Origin of the sequence: Burkholderia stagnalis (assembly GCF_902830275.1) — a bacterium.
Lineage (GTDB): Bacteria > Pseudomonadota > Gammaproteobacteria > Burkholderiales > Burkholderiaceae > Burkholderia > Burkholderia stagnalis.
In genome coordinates this window covers 1-20,943 of the sequence record NZ_CADESW010000038.1, presented here as the reverse complement: position 1 = coordinate 20,943, position 20,943 = coordinate 1, and the positions used below count along the sequence as shown (strand labels likewise).

Genomic DNA, 20,943 nt, shown 5'->3' with positions numbered 1-20,943 from the left:
TTATTTTGCGTATGAGAAACCGGCCTGGTGAAGTTCCGGCAGCGTGCCGACCGTGCCGGGCGTGACGATCGCGCTCGGGATCACACGGTTGGTCAGGTCGGCGGCGAGCGCGTCGAGCGGCAGCTTGTCCGGATTCGCGTTCGTGCCGGCGAGCCGCTCCGCGAGTTCCCAGATCGCGTTGTGGCACGTCAGGAACACGACGCCGCGCTGCAGCAGCGCGGCGATGCTGTTGTCGCGCGCGGAAAACGCGCCGTCGGCGCTTTCGTGATCGCCCGCGCCTTTCGCCTGCGCGGGCTTCGCGTCGAGCAGCGTGTTGGCCGGGAACGTGTCGCCGGCCAGCTTCGCGAGGCCGTATTTGTCCCACGCGGCCTGGTCGTACAGCGCGAGATGCGCGCTGCCGTGCGTCGCGGACACCACCAGGAAATCCGGGTGCCCGAACGACCAGACCTGCGCGTTCAGCGCGTTGCGCATCAGGTTCAGCCATGGCCCGCCGAGCTCGGTGTTGTCCCACGCCTGCTTCGGGCCGCCGCGATAGCCGAGCACCTCGGCGAGCGCCGCGTGGTCCCACTGGTCGGGATGCTCGAGGATCATCGGGACGGTCTTGAAGTCGCGCCGCCTCGGCGTGGCGGCCAGCCGCCGCGTGAGCGCGGCGAGGCGGGCGGCGGCGCCGGGCAGCAGCGCGCCGGTGCCGGCGGTGGCCGCCTGCGGGCGGCTCGCGGCGCCGAGGAGCGCCGCGCCGGCGGCCAGGCCGAACGTCTTCAGCGCGCCGCGGCGCGCATGCGGATTCGTCATCGCGTGTCTCCGGATCGGGATTCGGTTCGACAGCCGCAGGCGCGGCGCCACGTCGAGACTGCGCAGCCAGTCTAGAGGGGCGCGATCAATCGCGGAAATCGCGATATCGGATGGGAGATATTCGGGGGCCCGATGATTCGTCTGATCAAACGGGCGCGCCGGCCGGCGCGCGCCTACCGTGCCTGCCGGCGGTCAGAACGACACCGTCGTCGTGAACGTGACGAGGCGCGGCTCGCCCACCGCCACGATCAGGTTGCTGTTGCTCGACGGGTAGTAGGTCTTGTCGAGCAGGTTCTTCACGTTGAGCTGGAAGCGCGTCGGGAACTTGCCGATCGTCGTTTCATACGCCGCGAACGCGTCGACGGTCACGTAGCCGGGCAGCGTGAAGCGGTTCGCCGTATCCCCGGGCCGCGCGCCGACGAACCGTGCGCCGCCGCCGAAGCGCCAGCGGCCCGGCAGGTTCGCGAGCGCGGTGTCGTACACCGCGAACAGGCTGCCGGTATGGCGCGCGACGTTGATCAGCGGCAGGTTCGCTTCGCGGTCGTTCGCGTTCGTGTACGCGTAGCTGCCGATCACGCTCCAGTGGCGCGTGAGCTGCCCCGCGACGTCGAGTTCGACCCCGCGCGAGCGCGCGGCGCCGATCGTCGACGTCACGTTGTCGACGGTCACCGCGACGTTGCGTTTGTCGATCTGGTAGACCGCGAGCGTGCCGGTGATCGCACGCGCGACGTTGAACTTGAGGCCGGCCTCCACCACGCGGCCCGATTCCGGCGCGAGCGGCGCGGCGGCGTTTGACGACACGTTCGTCTTGAACGAGCGGCTCACGTTCGCATACGCGGTCAGCGACGGCGTGATCGCGTATGCCAGCCCGAATTGCGGCAGCCACACGTTTCCGTGCGAGCGGTCCGCGTAAACGAACGGCCGGCCCATCCCCGATTCCTGCTGCCAGTCCTCCCAGCGCAGCCCGGCCACCGCGGTGAGCCGTTCGGTGAGGTTCACCGAGTCCTGCAGCACGATCGAGTACGCGTGCACCTTCGACAGGCTGTCGCTTTGCGCGCGGTTCGGCGTGCCGCCGGGCGCGAGCAGGCCGTAGACGGGATCGAACAGGTTGAAGCCCGGCGTCGCCTTGCCGCGGATCGTGTCGCCGCGGAAGCTGCGCTGCCGCTCGTATTCGCCGCCGACGTAGAGCGCATGCTTCATCCCCGCGAGCGTCACGTTGCCGAGCAGGCCGAGCGTCGCGATCTGGTCCGAATCGTTGCGCCCGAGGTTCGCGTCGGACGAGCGCATCATCGCGCCCGTCGCGCCGTTCAGGCTCGTGGCGCGGGTGATGGTCTGCGCATAGCGGTCGCGGCCCCAGCCATACGTCGCGCGAAGCCGCCACGCGTCGGACAGGCGATGCTCGACGCGCGCGCGGAACGTCTCCTGGATGCCGCTGCTCTGCGACCACGCCTCCTCGTAGCGGCGATAGCGCAGCGAATCGTCGAGCCGGCCGTTGACGAGCGCGGTGCCGCGGTCGAACGGCGTCGTGTAGTCGACGTACTGGTAGCTGACGTCGATCGACGTGTTCGCGTCGTGCCACGACAGCGCGGGCGCGATCAGCGCGTCGCGCTGGCGGCCGAACGTGCGCCAGTAGCGGCTCGTGTCGTATTCGCCGGTGAGGCGGAACGCGAGCGTGCCGCCCGCGACCTGGCCCGGCTTGCCGAGCGGGCCCGTGAGGTCGAAGGTCGCGCCCGCGCCGCCGTGGCTCGTGCGCGTCGCGGAGATCGAGCCGCCGAACGTGTCCTCCGGCTTGCGCGTGACGAGGTTGATCACGCCGCCCGGGTCCTGCATCCCGTAGAGCAGCGACGCGGGGCCCTTCAGCACCTCGACGCGGTCGATCGTCGCGAGATAGCTGTGCAGCACCGGCGTGCGCACGCCGTCGACGAGCACGGAGCCGTCGTTGTTCGAGCCGAAGCCGCGCTTGATGAACGCGTCGCGCGTGCCGCCGAGCGTGTTGGTCTGCGTGACGCCGCTGATGTTGCCGAGCACGTCGTCGAGCGAACGGGCCTGCTGGTCCTGCATCACGCTGCTGCTCACGACCGCGACGGATTGCGGGATCTTCTCGAGCGGCGTGTCCTGCGCGCCCGCGATCGACGTGGTGCGCGGCTGGTAGCCGATGGTCGGATCGGCGACGGCCGATGCGTTGACGTTGATCGTCGGCAGGGCCGGCGCAGCGGGGGGCGCATCGGCCCCGGCGGTGTTGTCGGTGGCGGCATGCGCGCCGCTCGCGATGCAGAACGTGATCAGGGTGGGCAGGCTTGCGTGCAACGGGCGGAAGGCGCGGGCGCGGCGGGTCGTTCGGCGGACAGGCATGAATCGGTAGCGGATGGGAAGCGGGAAATCGGGAATACGATGGCCGGCGCCAGGGCGGCCGGAGGCGGCATCATATTGTTAATGAGAATCATTTGCAATAAGAGCGTGAGCCGGACTCACGTTGAACGCCGTTTCCGGCGGGGCCCGGGAAGACCGTTTCCGCCGATTCCGGCCGCGCGGCGACGCGATTGCACCGCCATAGGCCGTCTGCTACCGTAGCGCGCGCATTCGCACGCATCGCCATGACAAGAGCGCGCGATCGCAGCCATTCGCCGTCGGCCGAACAACTGAAAACACGACGGCGAACCTCGCGGCGCATGACGGGGCATCCGGCACGGCGCCGTCTTTTACTTCAAGACCTGAGAGACCACAAGATGAACACCATTTCCGCACGACATGCGGCGGCCGCGCTCGCGGCCTGCGCCGCGCTGGCTGGCGTCGGGCAGTGCGCGGTGGCCGCGCCGGCCGACGGGGCCGCGATCGACACACAGTACGGGGCCGTGATCGAGGCGTACACGCAAGACATGGCGGCGGCCAAGGCGAAATACGACGGCAAGCGGCTCGCGTTCGTCGGCGCGGTGATCCGGATGGGCAGCGACCCGGGCGGCACGTATTTCGGTGCGGTGACGAGCGACGGCGCGCAGTTCGACACCCATTTCGACGCGGCCGACCAGGATGCGCTGAAAGCGAAATTCCCGGGGCGCGAGATCAAGGCGTTCACGGCATCCGGGAACCTGCGCTTCAGTTGCCTGAACGAAGGCTACGTCGACGCGCCGGTGCTGCCGGTGCTCAAGCTCACGCACTGCCGCCTGGCGGATTGACCGACTGACTGATCGACCGGCGGCGCGCTCACGCGCGCGCGCCGGCCCCTTCCAGCCGCCGCACCGCTTCGGCCACCTCGTTCCTGAAACGCACGAGCGCCGCCTGTTCCGGCGCGGGCGGCTGCATGGCCGCCCACAGCATGTCGGTCAGTTGCGCGGCGGTGGCCTCCGTATCGAGCTTGCGGTGCCCGAGGATCGCGTCCCACAGCACGTGTTCCATCGGGCCGAACACCATCGAGCGCAGCAGGCTCAGCGGCAGGTCGGTGCGCACCTGGCCGGCCGCCTGGCCGCGCGCGAGCACGTCCATCAGCGGCGCCGTGTAGCGCCGCTGCAGCGCGGTCAGCTCGTCGCTCAGCGCGTGCTGTTTCGCGCGGCCTTCCGACAGCACGAGCGCGCACAGCCCGGTGCCGTTCACGAGCATCAGCCGCAGGTGGGTGTGCACGATGAACGCGAACTGCTGGTGCACCGGCGCGTCGAGCGGCATGCCGTGCTCGAACGCCGCGATGATTTCGTCGTACCAGTCCGCGATCACCCGCGCGCACAGCTCGCGCTTGCCGCGGAAGTAGCTGAACACGGTCGCCTCGGACACGCCTACCCGCTGCGCGATCTCGGCGGCGGTCGCGTGCTCGTAGCCCTTTTCGGCGAACACTTCACGTCCGGCGCGCAGGATGTCCTGCACGCGCTGCTGGGATTTGCGGCCGGCGGGCGCGCGGGGCGCGTCGGCGCGGTCGGCTTTGGCGGTGGCGGTCATGGTGTCGGAAGCGGCGGCTGTCATTCGGCGATCATATCTGAGTATCACTCAAAAAACTATTGACGACGGCCCGCGCCAGGCGCGACACTACGCAAAATTTCCGCAGTATTGGCCAACGAATCGGCGCAGCATCCGGTTTTGAGCAAAACTCAGAAATCGGTGCGCGCAACGCACTTTCTGGAGACGGAGGAGACATGAGCAACCTGCCCGGCGTGCAATTCATGCTCGGTGAAGACATCGAGATGCTGCGCGACGCCGTCGCGACTTTCGCGGCGAAGGAAATCGCGCCGCGCGCGGCGGAGGTCGACCGCACCGACCAGTTCCCGATGGACCTGTGGCGCAAGTTCGGCGACCTGGGCGTGCTCGGCATGACCGTCGCCGAGGAATACGGCGGCGCGAACATGGGCTATGTCGCGCACATGGTCGCGATGGAGGAGATCTCGCGCGCATCCGCGTCGATCGGCCTGTCGTACGGCGCGCACTCGAACCTGTGCGTGAACCAGATCCACCGCAACGGCACCGACGCGCAGAAGCAGAAATACCTGCCGAAGCTCGTGTCGGGCGAACACATCGGCGCGCTCGCGATGAGCGAGCCGAACGCCGGCTCCGACGTGGTCAGCATGAAGCTGCGCGCGGACAAGCGCGGCGATCGCTACGTGCTGAACGGCACCAAGATGTGGATCACCAACGGCCCCGACTGCGACACGCTCGTCGTCTACGCGAAGACGGACATCGAGGCCGGCCCGCGCGGCATCACCGCGTTCATCGTCGAGAAGGGGATGAAGGGCTTCTCGGTCGCGCAGAAGCTCGACAAGCTCGGCATGCGCGGCTCGCACACGGGCGAGCTGGTGTTCCAGGACGTCGAGGTGCCGGAAGAGAACATCCTCGGCCAGCTGAACGGCGGCGTGAAGGTGCTGATGAGCGGCCTCGACTACGAGCGCGCGGTGCTGTCGGGCGGCCCGACGGGCATCATGGCCGCGTGCCTCGACGCGGTCGTGCCGTACATCCACGACCGCAAGCAGTTCGGCCAGGCGATCGGCGAATTCCAGCTGATCCAGGGCAAGGTCGCCGACATGTACACGACGTTCCAGGCGTGCCGCGCGTACCTGTACGCGGTCGGCCGCCACCTCGATTCGGCGGGCAGCGACCACATCCGCCAGGTGCGCAAGGACTGCGCGGGCGTGATCCTGTACACGGCCGAGAAGGCGACGTGGATGGCCGGCGAGGCAATCCAGATCCTCGGCGGCAACGGCTACATCAACGAATACCCGGTCGGCCGCCTGTGGCGCGACGCGAAGCTGTACGAGATCGGCGCCGGCACGAGCGAGATCCGCCGCATGCTGATCGGCCGCGAGCTGTTCGCGGAAACGATGTAACGCCACGCCACGTCACGCGAACGGAGCCCTGTCGATGCCGATCATCGAATCCAAGCTGAACCCGCGTTCGGAAGAATTCCGCGCGAATGCTGCGGCGCTCGAGGCGGTCGTCGCCGCCCTGCGCGCGAAAATCGAACAGCTCGCGCAGGGCGGCGGCCCGGCCGCGCGCGACAAGCACCTGTCGCGCGGCAAGCTGCTGCCGCGCGACCGGATCGCGCAGCTGCTCGATCCGGGCACGCCGTTCCTCGAGCTGTCGCAGCTCGCGGCGAACGGCATGTACAACGACGACGCGCCGGGCGCCGGCATCATCACCGGCATCGGCCGCATCGCCGGGCGCGAGTGCGTGATCGTCTGCAACGACGCGACGGTCAAGGGCGGCACCTACTACCCCGTCACCGTGAAGAAGCACGTGCGCGCGCAGGAAATCGCCGCGGAAAACCGGCTGCCGTGCGTGTATCTCGTCGATTCCGGCGGCGCGAACCTGCCGAACCAGGACGACGTATTCCCCGATCGCGACCACTTCGGCCGCATCTTCTACAACCAGGCGACGATGTCGGCCGCGGGGATCGCGCAGATCGCCGTGGTGATGGGCTCGTGCACGGCCGGCGGCGCGTACGTGCCGGCGATGAGCGACGAGTCGATCATCGTGAAGAACCAGGGCACGATTTTCCTCGGCGGCCCGCCGCTCGTGAAGGCGGCGACGGGCGAGGAAGTGAGCGCCGAGGATCTCGGCGGCGGCGACGTGCATACGCGCCTGTCGGGCGTGGCCGACCATCTCGCGCAGAACGACCCGCATGCGCTGTCGATCGCGCGCAGCATCGTCGGCAACCTGGGCCCGCGCATCGCGACGCCGGTGACGCTGCGCGACGCGAAGCCGCCGCGCTACGACGCGCAGAGCCTGTACGGCGTGATTCCGGTGGACACGCGCAAGCCGTTCGACGTGCGCGAGGTGATCGCGCGCATCGTCGACGATTCCGAATTCGACGAGTTCAAGGCGCGCTTCGGCACGACGCTCGTCACGGGCTTCGCGCACATCTGGGGCCATCCGGTCGGGATCGTCGCGAACAACGGCATCCTGTTCTCGGAATCGGCGGTGAAGGGCGCGCATTTCATCGAGCTGTGCTGCCAGCGCAAGATCCCGCTGGTGTTCCTGCAGAACATCACGGGCTTCATGGTCGGCCGCAAGTACGAGAACGAAGGCATCGCGCGGCATGGCGCGAAGATGGTGACGGCCGTGTCGAACGCGAAGGTGCCGAAGTTCACGGTGATCATCGGCGGCTCGTTCGGCGCGGGCAACTACGGGATGTGCGGCCGCGCATTCGGGCCGCGCTTCCTGTGGATGTGGCCGAACGCGCGCATCTCGGTGATGGGCGGCGAGCAGGCCGCGTCGGTGCTCGCGACCGTGCGCCGCGACGGCATCGAGGCGAAGGGCGGCTCATGGCCGCTCGAGGAAGAAGAGGCGTTCAAGCAGCCGATTCGCGACCAGTACGAGCGCCAGGGGCATCCGTACTACGCGAGCGCGCGGCTGTGGGACGACGGCGTGATCGATCCCGCGCAGACGCGCGACGTGCTCGGCCTGGGCCTCGCCGCGTCGATGAACGCGCCGATCGACGATACGCGCTTCGGCGTGTTCCGCATGTAAGGAGGCTGCGATGCGCTACGAAACCATCAAGGTATCCGAAGCAAACCGCGTCGCGACCGTGACGCTTGCGCGCCCCGACGTGCGCAACGCGTTCAACGAGACGATGATCGCCGAGCTGACCACCGCGTTCGAATGGCTCGACGCGCACGCAGGCGTGCGCGCGGTCGTGCTCGCGGCCGACGGCCCCGCATTCTGCGCGGGCGCGGACCTGAACTGGATGAAGAAGATGGCCGGTTACTCGGACGACGAGAACCGTGCCGACGCGCGCAAGCTCGCGCGGATGCTCGAGGCGATCCACCGCTGCGGCAAGCCGGTGATCGCGCGCGTGCATGGCGACGCGTATGCGGGCGGCGTCGGCCTCGTCGCGGCCGCGGACATCGCGATCGTCGCGGACGGCGCGAAGTTCTGCCTGTCCGAAGCGCGGCTCGGGCTGATCCCGGCGACGATCGCGCCGTACGTGGTGCGCGCGATGGGCGAGCGCGCGGCGCGGCGCTACTTCACGACGGCCGAGGTGTTCGACAGCGCGCGCGCGGCGGCGCTCGGCTTCGTGCATGAGGCGGTGCCGGCCGCGGCGCTCGACGAGACCGTCGCGACGCTCGCGGCGGCGCTCGTCGCGAACGGGCCCGACGCGGTGTGCGCGTGCAAGCGGCTCGTGGCCGACGTCGCGGGGCGCCCGCTCGATGCGGCGCTGATCGAGCAGACCGCCGACTGGATCGCGCGCACCCGCGCGGGCGCGGAAGCGCGCGAGGGCATCGCCGCGTTCCTGGAGAAGCGCACGCCGGCATGGCGGGCATGACGCAGACCTTGACGCTTCGCCTCGCGTGAGCGGCGGGCGAAGCGCGAACCCCATCCCTTACCGGACGACATCGAAGCCATGTTCGACAAGATTCTGATCGCCAACCGCGGTGAAATCGCCTGCCGGGTCGCCGCGACGTGCAAACGTCTCGGCATCGCCAGCGTCGCCGTGTATTCCGACGCGGACGCGCACGCGAAGCACGTCGCCGCGTGCGACGAGGCCGTGCATATCGGCGGCTCGGCGGTCGCCGACAGCTACCTGCGCATCGAGCGCATCATCGAAGCCGCGCGCGCGACCGGCGCGCAGGCGATCCACCCCGGCTACGGGTTCCTGTCCGAGAACGAGGATTTCGCGCACGCGTGCGAGAAGGCCGGCATCGTGTTCATCGGGCCGCCGGTCGACGCGATCGCGGCGATGGGCTCGAAGGCCGCCGCGAAGGCGCTGATGCATGCGGCCGCGGTGCCGCTCGTGCCCGGTTACCACGGCGACGAGCAGGACGCCGCGCTGCTGCACGGCGAGGCCGACGAGATCGGCTACCCGGTGCTGCTGAAGGCGAGCGCGGGCGGCGGCGGCAAGGGGATGCGCGTGGTCGAGCGCTCGGACGATTTCCCGGCGGCGCTCGCGTCGTGCCAGCGCGAAGCGGCCAGCAGCTTCGGCAACGACCGCGTGCTGATCGAGAAATACCTGCTGCGCCCGCGCCACGTCGAGGTGCAGGTGTTCGGCGACACGCACGGCAACACGGTCTACCTGTTCGACCGCGACTGCTCGGTGCAGCGCCGTCACCAGAAGGTGCTCGAGGAAGCGCCCGCGCCGGGCCTGCCGGATGAAGTGCGGCAGGCGATGGGCGAGGCGGCGGTCGCGGCCGCGCGCGCGGTGGGCTACGTCGGCGCGGGCACCGTCGAATTCATCATGACGGGCGACGCGTTCTACTTCATGGAGATGAACACGCGCCTGCAGGTCGAGCACCCCGTCACCGAGATGGTCACGGGCCTCGACCTCGTCGAATGGCAGTTGCGCGTCGCGGCGGGCGAGCCGCTGCCGCTGAAGCAGGATCAGCTGCGCGTGACCGGCCACGCGATCGAGGCGCGCCTGTACGCGGAGAACCCCGCGCGCGGCTTCCTGCCGTCGACCGGCACGCTCAAGCACCTGCGTCTGCCGGACGGCGTCGAGTTCTCGATCGGCGCGCCGGTGCGCGTCGACAGCGGCGTGCGCGAGGGCGATGCGATCACGCCGTTCTACGATCCGATGATCGCGAAGCTGATCGTGCACGGCGCGGACCGCGCGGAAGCGCTCGGCCGGATGGCGCGCGCGCTGCGCGAATGCGAAGTGGTCGGCCTGTACACGAACGCGGCCTTCCTGCAGCGCATCGTCGCGTGCCGGCCGTTCGCCGAAGCCGATCTCGACACGGGCCTGATCGAACGCAATCACGACGCGCTGTTCGCGCCCCAACAGCCGCCGCGCGCGGCGCTGGCGCTCGCCTGCGCGGCGTTGCGCGCGCGCGAGCGCGACGGGGTGTCGGACAGCGGCACGCCGTGGGCCGCGCTGTCGAACTGGCGGCTGAACGCAGGCTTTCGCCGCACGCTCGAATGGCGCGCGATCGACCGCGACGCCGATCTCACCGTGACCGTCGACGACGATGCGGCCGGCAAGCGGCTCGCGATCGGCGACGCGCCGGCGCAGCCGTTCGCGTGGACGCGCGGCGCGAGCCCGCTCGACTTCGACGTGACGCTCGACGGCGTGCGCAGCAGCGGCCGCGTGTTCGCGGACGGCGACACGTTCCATGTGTTTACGCAGGGTGCTGCCGAAGCGTTCGAATGGCGCAACCTGCTCGCGCACGCGGGCGATGCCGAGCACGGCGGCGGCCGCCTGACCGCGCCGATGCCCGGCAAGGTGATCGCGGTGCTGGTCGAGGCCGGCCAGGCGGTCGAGCCCGGCACGCCGCTGATCGTGATGGAAGCGATGAAGATGGAGCACACGATCGGCGCACCGAGCGCGGGCGTGGTCGCGGAGGTGCTGTATGGCGTCGGCGACCAGGTTGCCGATGGCGCGCAGCTGCTGGTGATGGCGGACGCCTGAGTCCGCCGAACGGGGCCCGTCGTCCGCATGACGGGCCCTGACCATCCCTGACAGTCTTGCGGCCGGCGATCCGCTAGACTGTCCGCCGCGCACGGCGCCCGCCCCGGGCGCCGCCACGCGCGCTACACTGCGAATTCCCACTCCTCCCATCCTCGCCGACGATGACGTCTCCTGTCCTGAACGGCCTGCGCATCGGCATCACGATTGGCCTGCGCGCGCCCGACGAAAGCCTTTGGATCAACGGCATCAAGCAGAACGCGCTGTTTCTCGCGAAGCTGCTGATGGCTTCGCCGCACGGCTACCGCGTGACGCTCGTGAACACCACCGACGTGCCGCTGACCGACGCGCTGCCGTGGAGCCGCGCGGTGTACGACACGCGCGCGTTCGCCGACGCGAAGGATGCGCTCGACGTGCTGATCGAGCTCGGCGGGCAGATCAGCGAGGAGCAGACCGCCTACCTGAAGGCGCGCGGCACGAAGATCGTCAGCTATTGCTGCGGCGTCGAGTACATCAACGCGATGGAAGCGATGCTGTTCGGCCGCCGGCTGTGGGAAACGCTGTTCATCAACCGCGGCTACGACGAGGTGTGGGCGATTCCGCAGATCGCGCCGTCGTCGCTGCCGTTCCTGCAGTCGCTGCGCCGCTGCCCGGGCCGCGTCGTGCCGTTCGTGTGGGATCCGATGTTCCTCGCCGAGCGGGCCGCCACGCTGCCCGGCCATGGCGAATACCGGCCGAGCGGCGCGCGCGGAAAGCGGCTGACGGTGATGGAGCCGAACCACAACGTGGTGAAGTTCTGCGTGTATCCGCTGCTGATCATCGACGAGGCGTATCGCCGCGAGCCGGACGCGATCGCGTTCACGCACGTGACGAACGCCGACCGGCTCGCGCGCGAGAGCCAGGAGTTCGTGATGCTGATGAACTACCTGGAGATCGTGCGCGCCGGCAAGGCGAGCTTCGTCGGCCGCTTCGACACGCCGGTGTTCCTGTCCGAGCTGACCGACGTGGTCGTGTCGCACCAGTGGTCGAATCCGCTCAACTACTTCTATTTCGACGTGTGCTGGCAGGGGTATCCGCTCGTGCACAACGCGAGCCTCGCGCCCGATCTCGGCTACTACTATCCGGACAACGACGTGCAGCAGGGCGCCGACGCGCTGCTGCGTGCGCTGCATACGCACGACGACGACTGGGCGGGTTACGCGCGGCGCCAGCGCGAGATCCTGCTGCGCTATACGTCGGCGAACCCCGCGCTCGTCGCCGAGTACGACACGCTGCTCGCGCAGTTGATCGGCGCGGCGGCCGGCTGACTGAAAAAAAGAAACCACCGGAGGCCATGTCTCCGGTGGCTTTCAAGGCACAAGTGAGGCGGGCCGGGGTTGGTCCCGCCGAAATTGATTCTAATGTTAACTATTCTGTAAGATTGTTAAACACGGTCAGGTTTGATTGGCTGTGTTTGATTTAATCGCGCGGCGATTATCGATGTGTGCGTGAAGCCCGGTAATTGCCTTGATTGGCCGCTATTAAATTCATTCGGGAAATAATGGCGGCGAAGGCGGGTGCGTCTCGTCGTATCCGTATTTGTATGATTTTATTGAAATATTTTCCGCTGCCGTCTTCGCAAATTTGAATATCGTTGACAGTATTCGAATTGCCTTAAATCTAGAATGGCCTTGAGATTTTTCAACGGGTATTGGTCAATCGATTCGATGCTGTTCTGTTGAGAAAATGCGGGCGGGGATATTTTTGCTTCTCCGGCGTTGATGATGAGGAATGAGCCGATTCACGCGGCTCGCCGTTTGCCGGAATGCAGGGATGAATGCGGACGAAGGTCGCCGAGACGCGACAACGAAAACTGACGAAGCCGATCCCCTGTTCGACACGGGCGGCGCCCATGTCGATCTCGTGGCGGCATGCCGCTACATCGAGAACCGTCTCGAATTCGCGCGCGAGCCCGTCTGCCGGACCGACCTGTCGGGCGGCGAGCTCTATCGCGAATGCCTCGCGCGCTTCGCGGACGGGCCGCGCAACCTGCTGCGGCCGGCTTCGTTCCTGCCGCGCATCTCGGCGATGGGGCTGATGCGCTGGTTCGACCAGCTCGTGGTTCGCCGGACGATCGACAGCCTGCGGGCCGATGCGCATGCCGTTTACGGCTGCAACGTGTCGGCGACGAGCGCGACGGAAGACGCAGGGTGGCGCGCGATCTTCGACGAGCTCGACGACGCGCCGTCGGTCGCGAAGCGCCTGGTGATCGAGATCACCGAAACCGCGCCGCTGAATCCGGTCACCGGCCGGGCGTTCGTGAGCCGGATCCGGCAGAGCGGCTGCCGGATCGCGATCGACGATTTCGGCGTGGGCTACAGCGCGGCGAATCATCTGGTGGTCGGCAATCCGGATATCGTGAAGATGGACCGGTCGATGCTGGTGCTGGTCCGGCACAACGCGGTCGGCCGCTATCAGCTGCGCCGGCTCGTGGCGCAGGCGTACGAGCATGCGCGGGACATCGTCGCCGAGGGCGTGGAGAACGAGCTCGACCGGCGGGTGATGATGGATGCCGGCATCCCGTGGGCGCAGGGGTTTCATTTTTCCGGACGCGCGCACGTCGCGTGACCGGGCTCGCCCGCTGCGCGGGCAACGAAGCAGGGCGGCGGACTGGCCGTGCGCCCGTATCGCGGCTAGCCGGCCGGCGCGCTCGACGCCCGGCGGGAAGCCGGGTCGTGACAGGGGCAACGGTCGTGGATGGAAACAGCAAGTTGGCGATCCCGCGTGAACTGGCGGCAATCCGGGAAGTCGCGGACATTCTCCACCGCCTGGGCGGCGAGCCCGCTGCCCGGCACACCGACCTCACGCACTATCTGGATGGCCTGAAGGCGGCCGCGTACCGTATCGTCTCAGCGCGCCTGCCCGACCACGCGAGCCGTGAGCTGGCGGCCGGCTACTACTGCGCGGGAATCCTGGCTGGCGTGTATGGACACGAATCGGCGATCGCGCACGGCATCGTCGGCAGTCTCGAACAACAGGTGAACGGCGGGGGCGCCCGGTACGGCCGCGCGACGCGCCGCATCTTCGCGTCGCTGATGCGCGCGGGGCGGCGGCAGGGGCGCGCCTTCATGGCCGCCTGCGGCCATGTCGTGCGCGGCTAGCGTGGCGGCGCGGCGCCGGCATCGGGCTGGAGCCTGCGTCAGCCGAGCGCGCGGCTGCCGAACACGCGCTGGATCGCTTCGGAATGCGCGCGGACGTTGGGCTCCGCGCATGCGTCGACGCGGCTCAGGCAGTCGCGGGCCGCGCGCGCTTGGTCGTCGAGCCGTGCGTCGTGCGTCTGCGCGGCGGTCGCGATCGCGCGCGCTGCATCGAAGATCTCGAAATCCGCGTAGTAATAGCCGACGTCGCGCAGGAACGGCGAGTTGTGCACCAGCGGGTAGTTGCCGTACAGCGCGTCGTAGAGCAGGAAGTTCAGGCCGTTTTCCCAATGGTGCGACACGACGATGTCGGTGTGATGCGCGGCCCACGCGACGAACGGCGCGCGCACGTCGGCCGTCGCCTTGCCGTCGCGCACCATCTCGAGCCCGAGCGCGAGATGCTTGAAGGCGACGTTTTCCTTCTTGTCGAACGTGTTGGTCATGTATACGTGTTCGACCAGCTCCGGATGCGCGACGTAGCACGCGTTCGCCGCGAGCATCGGCACGATCGAACTCTTGACGACGTTCAGGTTCGGCTCGAAGAACGCGATGCGTTTCGCGGGGCCGTGGTTACGGTAGCCGAAGCGCGCCTTAAGTTCGGGATCGGCCGCGAGGCTCTGCTCGATGAAATACGGCGACCAGATGTGCGGCAGCACGAACACGGGCGCACGGTACACCGCCTGGAAATACGCGGCGCAGGTGTGCGCGTGCTGCGGGTTGGTCCACACTTCGTCGAACTGCACGCGATGCGGATTGGGGCGCCAGTCGTTCCTGCCGAAGTTGATCGTCTCGACGGCGATCACGTAGTCGTTGCCGAAGCGGTACGTCACGCATTTCCCGCCGCGCTGGCGCACCGCGTCCGCGTGGCTCGGATGGATGAACGCGTTCATCTCGATCAGCAGGTCGGTCTGGTGAACGATTGCCGACAGCGGCCGCAGCGCGTCGCGGAAGGTGTCGAGCATCATCGCCTGCGGATAGTCGGTGACGCCGTCGTCGTGGGCGAGCCATACCTCGCCGACCAGCGGCGATTGCTTCAGCAGCATGTACAGGTACACGCAGTGCTGGTTTGCGCCGTTGTACCAGATCGACTGCGCCGCGTCGCGCTGCACGTTCATCGTTATCGCGACATTGATCTTCATGGCGGCTATCCGTAGGCGTTGCGTCGCGCGTCACGCGTCGCGATAGAGCGCCGCGATCGCGTCGCCGTACGCGGCGACGTTGTCCGGGTTGTAGATGCTGACCGAATCGAGCACGCGCTTCGACTGCTCGCGGTACGCGTCGAGGTTCGCGTCGTGTTCCGCGAACGCCTGCAGCAGCGCGCGGCCGCCTTCCTGGCAATCGAAATCCGGATAGAAATACCCGGCCTTGCCAAGGAACGGCGAGTTGTGGATCAGCGGATAGTCGCCGTAAAGCAATTCGTAATACAGATAGTTCTGCGCGTTTTCCCACGTGTGCGACACCACCGCATCGCCGTATGCGGCCATGAATTCGTACACGGCATAGCGGCTCTCGAACGTCGTGAGCCCGTGGCCGACGATGTCGAGGCTCTTCGCGAAGTGCACGAACGTCGTGTGATCCTTCAGGTGCAGCGTGTTGCACACGCGCACGATCTCGAGGAATTCCGGCTTCGCGCGATACGCTTCCTCGGCCACGAGCATCGGGATGATGCTCGTCTTCACCATGCAGATGTTCGGCTCGAACATCGTCACGCGCCAGCGCGGCTTGCCGGGCTGGTAGCCGAACGCGAGGCCGGGCCCGAGCGTCGCGCGCGCCTTGTCGAACAGCATCGGGTGCCAGATGTGCGGCACGATCGTCACCGGTGCGCGCAGGCCCGTCTGGTAGTAGTGCAGGCACGAGCGCTCGAATTCGGGAATCGTCCACACCGCGTCGTACGGCGCGCCGGAGAACAGGAAGCCCGACGGCTTGTTGAACATCGCGCGCTCGATGTCGATCACGTAGTCGTTGCCGACCCGCATCGTCACGATCTTGCCGCCGCGCTCACGGAACGCGCGCAGGTAATCGGCGTTGAACTGCGCGCTCATCTCGATCAGCACGTCGCAGCGCTGCATCGCTTCGTCCATCGACAAGAGCGGCACGTTCCATTCGCCGAGCATCATCTGCGGATCGGCGACCTGCTCGCCGCCGTTCACCATCACCGCTTCCGCGACGAGCGGCGACTGGCGCAGCAGCAGGATCAGCAGCAGGCAGTTCTGGAAGATGCCGTTTTCCCACAGCGACTGGCCGGCGCCGCGCACGTAGAGCGACACGCCGACGACGAGACGCTTGCCCTCGCCGGGCGCTTGACGGGCATTGGAGTCCGACATGCGTTTGCTCCGGTTCAGGCGACCAGGCGCGCGACGAACGCGTCCAGGTTCGCGGGGTTGTCGATCGAGACGGACTTCAGCAGCCGGTCGGCCTTCGCGCGGTAGTCGTCGAGGCGCGCGTCGTGGTGCTGCCATGCGTCGAGCAGCGCGCGGCCGCCCGCTTCGGAATCGAAGTCCGGGTAGTAGTAGCCGGCGTCGCCGAGCAGCGTCGAGTTGTGGATCAGCGGATAGCCGCCGTACAGCACGTCGTAGTACAGGTAGTTCTGCGGGTTTTCCCAGTGATGGGACACGACGGCATCCGCATGGCGCGCCATGAAGCCGGGCAGGTCGATGCGCGGCTCGAAGGTCGCCTTGTGCTGGCGGACCAGGTCGAGGCTGTTCGCGAAGTGCAGGAAGGTCGGGTGTTCCTTCAGGTGCATCGCATTGACGACGAACAGGTGTTCGACCGCTTCCGGGTGCGCGCGGAAGAATTCCTCGCACGCGAGCATCGGGTAATGGCAGGTCTTCACGACGGAGATGTTCGGTTCGAGCGTCGCGAGCCGCCACGCGGCGCGGCCCGGCTGGTAGCCGAAGGTCGCGCCTTCGCTGGCCAGCGCGGCGATGCGGCGGTCGAGGAAGTACGGCGACCAGATGTGCGGGATCGTGTAGACCGGCGCGCGGGTGAGCGTGCGCAGCAGCGGCACGTCGATCGTCTCCGACTTCGCGAGCACCCACACTTCGTCGAACGGCGCACCGTTGAAGATGTGCCCGGACGGCTTCTCGAAGATCGGCGTTTCGGCGAGGCCGCTGTAGGTATGGCCGACGAAGCACGCGATGCGCTTCTTGCCGAGCGCCTGCATGTGCTTGAGCCATTCGACCGGCAGTTGTGCGCCCATTTCGATCACGACGTCGAGCTGGTGCGTGACGTCGTTCGGTTGCACGAGCGGCACGTCGAGGCCGTCGAGTTCGAGGCCGGCCGGCAGCGCGCGCGCGTCGCCGCCGTTCAGGAAATAGACGGGGCCGACGCGGTCGGAGCGCTTCAGCATCATCGCGAGGTACGCGATGTTCTGGTGGATGCCGTTTTCCCAGATCGCCTGGCCGTCTCGCGCGAACAGCGAGATGCCGACGGCCGGGCGTTCGTTGCGGGGGCCGCGCGAGGCGGCCTGAAAGTTGTCCGTCACCAGCAATATCCTTCTGCAGCGCCGTCGGTCCGGCCGCGGCGTCAAACTCCGATGCGCGGACCCGGCAGGCCGTTGGTTGTCACGTGTGCGCCTGCGGCGGCGCGGCCCGTGGAAACGGGCCGGCTGCCAGCGGCGATTGTGGCACGGAACGCGCCGGTTTGTGGAGTCGGGGCAGCCCCGAGCGCATCCCAGAAGGCCTGCCGGTTCGCGCCACGGCCGCCCGGCGTGACGCCCGGCCGGACCCGCGTGGCACGCCGCGATCCGGCCGGAGGCTGTCGTGCGTATTCCGAAACGTCGGCGCCGGCGGTGCGCGACGCGTCGGCGTCAGCGTTCCAGCGAGATTTCGACGCGCCGGTTGCTCGCGCGCCCCTCCGCCGTGGCGTTGGACGCGACCGGATCGGCGCTGCCGCGCCCCGTCACCGCGACGGTGCGGGCGTTCAGGCCGTGCGACTTCAGGTAGCCGGCGACGGCTTGCGCGCGGCGCTGCGACAGCGCGAGATTGGACGCGTCGCTGCCGACGGAATCCGTATAGCCCGTGACCGACACGCGCGTGAAGGCCGCGTTGCCCTGTTTGGCCAGCAGCGCGTCGAGCGTGGCGCGGGCGGTCGGCGTGAGCGTCGCCAGCCCGGTGGCGAACAGCGCGTCGCCCGCGAGGTTCACGTGCTCGACGGCGGCGGGCGCCGCTGCCGCGGGCGACGAGGCCGGCGCCGGCGCGGCGGCTTCCGGCGCGCCGCACTGGAACACGAGCGCGGCCGGGTCGGCGCCGTCGCGCAGCGCTTTCTCGGCGTCGACCGTGCGCACCGGCTGGTCGCCGCAGATGCGCCGTGCCGCCTTCATGCAGGTGTCGGGGCCCGAGAAGATCCCGTGGCAGTCGACCCGGTACGTGCGCACGCCGTCGCGCGGCTGCAGTTCGGACGCGCTGAAAGTCGGGCCGGACGCGGTCGAGCAGGCGGCGAGGGAAAGCGCGGAGAGCGCAAGCGCGAGAGTGAGTTTGTTCACGGTGATGTCCTGAATGCGATCGTTGTCGGAAGCGCGCCGCCCCGGTTGTTGCCGGGCGGCGCGGCGGGCCGGGCGGTGGCGACTGCGCCCGGCCCGCGCGGCGACGGTTACTTCCACTGATACAGCATGCCGGCACCGATGACGCGCTGGCTGCCGCTGAAGCCGCCGTTGATCGACGCCTTCAGGTTTTCGGAGATGCGCGCCTGCATGTTGATCGCCATCGCCTTCTGGCCGAGGAACGTCGACGTGCCGATACCCATCCCGAAGTTCGCGTCGCGGTCGAGCTGCGGGATCGACGCCATCGCGCCCACGGCCGCGATACCCTGCTTCGCCATCTGGTCGGTCTGCTGCAGTTGCGAGCCGAGGCTGTTGATTTGCGCCTGCTGGCCCGACAGTGCCGTCGACAGCGTCGTCTGCACCGCGGTCAGCTGGTTCACGTTGACCGCATCGGTGCCTTGCGTACCCGGCGCGACGTTGATGACCTGGCGCTGCTGCGTGTCGTTGCCGACCGACACCACGTTCGAGCGGTTGCTGTCGTTCGACGCGGCGCCGATGGCCACCGAGTTCGAGCCGGCCGTGACGATCGGGCGGTCGTTGCCGGTGCCGTTCATGTCGGCCGCGATGCCGTTGTTGTTCGCCGTGCGCGTGGTGTTGTTGTTCACTGTCGTCGACAGCTGGCTCAACTGGTTGTTGATGTTGGTCACGCCGGTGGACAGCGACGCCACCGTGCTGTTGGTCGAGCTCAGGCCCGTCGACAGCGAGCCGATGCCGGTCGACGTCGACGTCGACAGCGACGTGAGGTTGCTGTTGGTCGAGCTCAGGCCGGTGGACAGCGAGCTGATGCTGGTCGAGGTCGAGGTGGACAGCGACGCGACGGAGCTGTTGGTCGAGCTCAGGCCGGTGGACAACGAGCTGATGCCGGTGGACAGCGACGAGATGTTCGACGCGGTCGACGTCGACAGGCTGTTGACGGCCTGGTTGGTCGCATTGAGCTGGCTGCCGTTGATCGCGTCGGTGCTGGTGGCCGAGATGCGGCCCGCGGCGACGTTGGTGATCTGGCGTTCGGCGCCCGGTGCGCCGACGCTCACGACGCTGGTCGGCGTGCTGCCGGCGAAGAAGTAGGTGACGCCGCCGATCGTCGTGCTGGACGTCGGGTTCGCGGCGGCCGTGACGGAGTTCGTGCCGAGCGCGACGTCGTTGATGTTGTTGGCGACGGCGTTCGAGCCGAAGGCGAGCGAGCCGGCTGCTGCTGCCGTGGAGGTGTTGCCGAGGGCGAGCGAGCCGTTGCCGTTGGCGGAGTTGGCGTTGCCGATGGCCAGGGCGCCGTTGCCGGTGGCGGTGTTGTTGGCGCCGAGCGCGACCGCGCCGGTGCCGGTGGCCACGTTCGGATCGCCGATCGCGACGGCGCCGTCGCCGCTGGCGGAGTTGGCGACGCCGATGGAGACGGCCTTGCCGCCCGTCGCCGACGCGTTCTGGCCGATGGCGACTGCGCCGTTGGCCGATGCGTTGGCACCGTCGCCGACGGCGACGCTGCTGGCGCCGGAGGCGCTTGCGTTCACGCCTGCCGCGATGGCGTTGACGCCGGAAGCACCGTCGTTGTTGTAGTTGGCCTGCTGGGTGCCGTTGTCGTTGACGCTGTAGTAGTGCGTCTTGGCGGCCTGGATCGCGGTCGAGGTGGAGGTGGAGAGCGACGTGATCGAGCTGGTGGCGGTCGACAGGCCGGTCGAGGTGGAGGTCGACAGGGAAGCGACGGAGCTGTCGGTCGAGCTCAGGCCGGTGGACAGGGAGCTGAGGCCGGTCGAGGTCGAGGTGGACAGCGAGGTGACGGTGCTGTTGGTCGAGCTCAGTCCGGTGGACAGGGAGCTGAGGCCGGTCGAGGTCGAGGTGGACAGCGAGGCAACCGTGCTGTTGGTCGAGCTCAGGCCGGTGGACAGGGAGCTGATACCGGTCGACGTGGAGGTCGACAGCGACGCGACGGTGCTGTTGGTCGTGCTCAAGCCGGTCGACAGGGAGCCGATGCCGGTCGAAGTCGACGTGGACAGCGAGGTGATCGAGCTGGTGGCCGTCGAGATGCCCGTCGACGTGGAAGTCGACAGCGAAGCGACGGAGCTATCGGTCGAGCTGAGGCCGGTGGACAGCGAGCTGATGCCCGTCGAGGTCGACGTGGACAGCGAGGCAACCGAGCTGTTGGTCGAGCTCAGGCCGGTGGACAGCGAGCTGATACCCGTCGAAGTCGACGTCGAGAGGGAGGCGATCGAGCTGGTTGCGGTCGAGATGCCGGTCGACGTGGAAGTCGAGAGCGAGGCGACGGAGCTATCGGTCGAGCTGAGGCCGGTGGACAGTGAGCTGATGCCGGTCGAAGTCGAGGTGGAGAACGAAGCGATCGAGCTGGTTGCGGTCGAGATGCCGGTCGACGTGGAAGTCGAGAGCGAAGCAACGGAGCTATCGGTCGAGCTGAGGCCGGTGGACAGCGAGCTGATACCGGTCGAAGTCGACGTGGACAACGAGGTGATCGAGCTGGTGGCCGTCGAAATGCCGGTCGACGTGGACGTCGAGAGCGAAGCAACGGAGCTATCGGTCGAGCTCAAACCAGTCGAGAGCGAGCTGATACCGGTCGAGGTCGAGGTGGACAACGAGGCGATCGAGCTGGTTGCCGTCGAGATGCCGGTCGACGTGGAGGT

Annotated in this window: 16 protein-coding genes; 8 read left to right on the top strand and 8 right to left on the bottom strand. The window is 68.1% G+C overall.

The window, feature by feature from the left end; translation table 11 throughout:
• Together tetH and HWY45_RS35035 are read right to left on the bottom strand one after the other, a co-directional pair.
• Positions 1 to 792 (bottom strand): thiosulfate dehydrogenase, encoded by a 792-nt coding sequence (tetH, locus tag HWY45_RS35040; protein WP_059885857.1) that lies wholly within the window; start codon positions 790 to 792, stop codon positions 1 to 3.
• A 192-nt stretch (positions 793 to 984) separates the two neighbouring features.
• Positions 985 to 3,144, bottom strand: coding sequence for a TonB-dependent siderophore receptor (locus HWY45_RS35035; protein ID WP_059885858.1), 2,160 nt, complete (start codon positions 3,142 to 3,144; stop codon positions 985 to 987).
• Between the two features lie 374 nt (positions 3,145 to 3,518).
• On the opposite strand from HWY45_RS35035, the gene HWY45_RS35030 reads away from it, so the two are divergent.
• Entirely contained in the window at positions 3,519 to 3,965 is a 447-nt protein-coding gene (locus HWY45_RS35030; protein ID WP_059803755.1) for a hypothetical protein, read from the top strand.
• A 28-nt stretch (positions 3,966 to 3,993) separates the two neighbouring features.
• Here HWY45_RS35030 and HWY45_RS35025 read toward each other — a convergent pair whose 3' ends face one another.
• Complete coding sequence (locus HWY45_RS35025; protein WP_059563171.1) at positions 3,994 to 4,740, bottom strand: TetR/AcrR family transcriptional regulator; 747 nt, start codon at positions 4,738 to 4,740, stop codon at positions 3,994 to 3,996.
• Positions 4,741 to 4,910: 170 nt separating this feature from the next.
• On the opposite strand from HWY45_RS35025, the gene HWY45_RS35020 reads away from it, so the two are divergent.
• The 7 genes from HWY45_RS35020 (at position 4,911) to HWY45_RS34990 (ending at position 13,743) form a co-directional block, all read left to right on the top strand.
• Positions 4,911 to 6,092, top strand: coding sequence for an isovaleryl-CoA dehydrogenase (locus tag HWY45_RS35020; RefSeq protein WP_059803757.1), 1,182 nt, complete (start codon positions 4,911 to 4,913; stop codon positions 6,090 to 6,092).
• 34 nt (positions 6,093 to 6,126) lie between these two features.
• Positions 6,127 to 7,734, top strand: a complete 1,608-nt coding sequence (locus HWY45_RS35015) for a carboxyl transferase domain-containing protein (RefSeq protein WP_059885861.1) — start codon at positions 6,127 to 6,129, stop codon at positions 7,732 to 7,734.
• Positions 7,735 to 7,744: 10 nt separating this feature from the next.
• A complete protein-coding gene (locus HWY45_RS35010) occupies positions 7,745 to 8,530 on the top strand; it encodes an enoyl-CoA hydratase/isomerase family protein (protein WP_059885864.1) in 786 nt (261 codons plus the stop codon).
• A gap of 78 nt (positions 8,531 to 8,608) precedes the next feature.
• The gene (locus HWY45_RS35005) at positions 8,609 to 10,606 is read left to right on the top strand and encodes an acetyl-CoA carboxylase biotin carboxylase subunit (RefSeq protein ID WP_059885866.1); all 1,998 of its coding nucleotides are present in this window, start codon (positions 8,609 to 8,611) and stop codon (positions 10,604 to 10,606) included.
• A 161-nt stretch (positions 10,607 to 10,767) separates the two neighbouring features.
• Positions 10,768 to 11,910, top strand: coding sequence for a DUF2827 domain-containing protein (locus HWY45_RS35000; protein WP_059803765.1), 1,143 nt, complete (start codon positions 10,768 to 10,770; stop codon positions 11,908 to 11,910).
• Between the two features lie 505 nt (positions 11,911 to 12,415).
• A complete protein-coding gene (locus HWY45_RS34995) occupies positions 12,416 to 13,210 on the top strand; it encodes an EAL domain-containing protein (protein WP_059885868.1) in 795 nt (264 codons plus the stop codon).
• A gap of 125 nt (positions 13,211 to 13,335) precedes the next feature.
• A complete protein-coding gene (locus HWY45_RS34990) occupies positions 13,336 to 13,743 on the top strand; it encodes a hypothetical protein (protein ID WP_230946999.1) in 408 nt (135 codons plus the stop codon).
• 38 nt (positions 13,744 to 13,781) lie between these two features.
• Here HWY45_RS34990 and HWY45_RS34985 read toward each other — a convergent pair whose 3' ends face one another.
• The 5 genes from HWY45_RS34985 to HWY45_RS34965 all read right to left on the bottom strand — a co-directional run.
• Positions 13,782 to 14,918: a DUF2827 family protein gene (locus HWY45_RS34985; RefSeq protein ID WP_059803770.1), complete on the bottom strand. Its 1,137-nt coding sequence runs from the start codon at positions 14,916 to 14,918 to the stop codon at positions 13,782 to 13,784.
• A gap of 30 nt (positions 14,919 to 14,948) precedes the next feature.
• Positions 14,949 to 16,103, bottom strand: a complete 1,155-nt coding sequence (locus HWY45_RS34980; RefSeq protein ID WP_059803772.1) for a DUF2827 domain-containing protein — start codon at positions 16,101 to 16,103, stop codon at positions 14,949 to 14,951.
• A gap of 14 nt (positions 16,104 to 16,117) precedes the next feature.
• A complete protein-coding gene (locus HWY45_RS34975; RefSeq protein WP_059885872.1) occupies positions 16,118 to 17,263 on the bottom strand; it encodes a DUF2827 domain-containing protein in 1,146 nt (381 codons plus the stop codon).
• A 324-nt stretch (positions 17,264 to 17,587) separates the two neighbouring features.
• Positions 17,588 to 18,262, bottom strand: coding sequence for an OmpA family protein (locus tag HWY45_RS34970; protein ID WP_059803774.1), 675 nt, complete (start codon positions 18,260 to 18,262; stop codon positions 17,588 to 17,590).
• A 107-nt stretch (positions 18,263 to 18,369) separates the two neighbouring features.
• Positions 18,370 to 20,943 (bottom strand): YadA family autotransporter adhesin (locus HWY45_RS34965; RefSeq protein ID WP_176118442.1); only part of this gene is annotated, 2,574 nt, incomplete at its 5' end.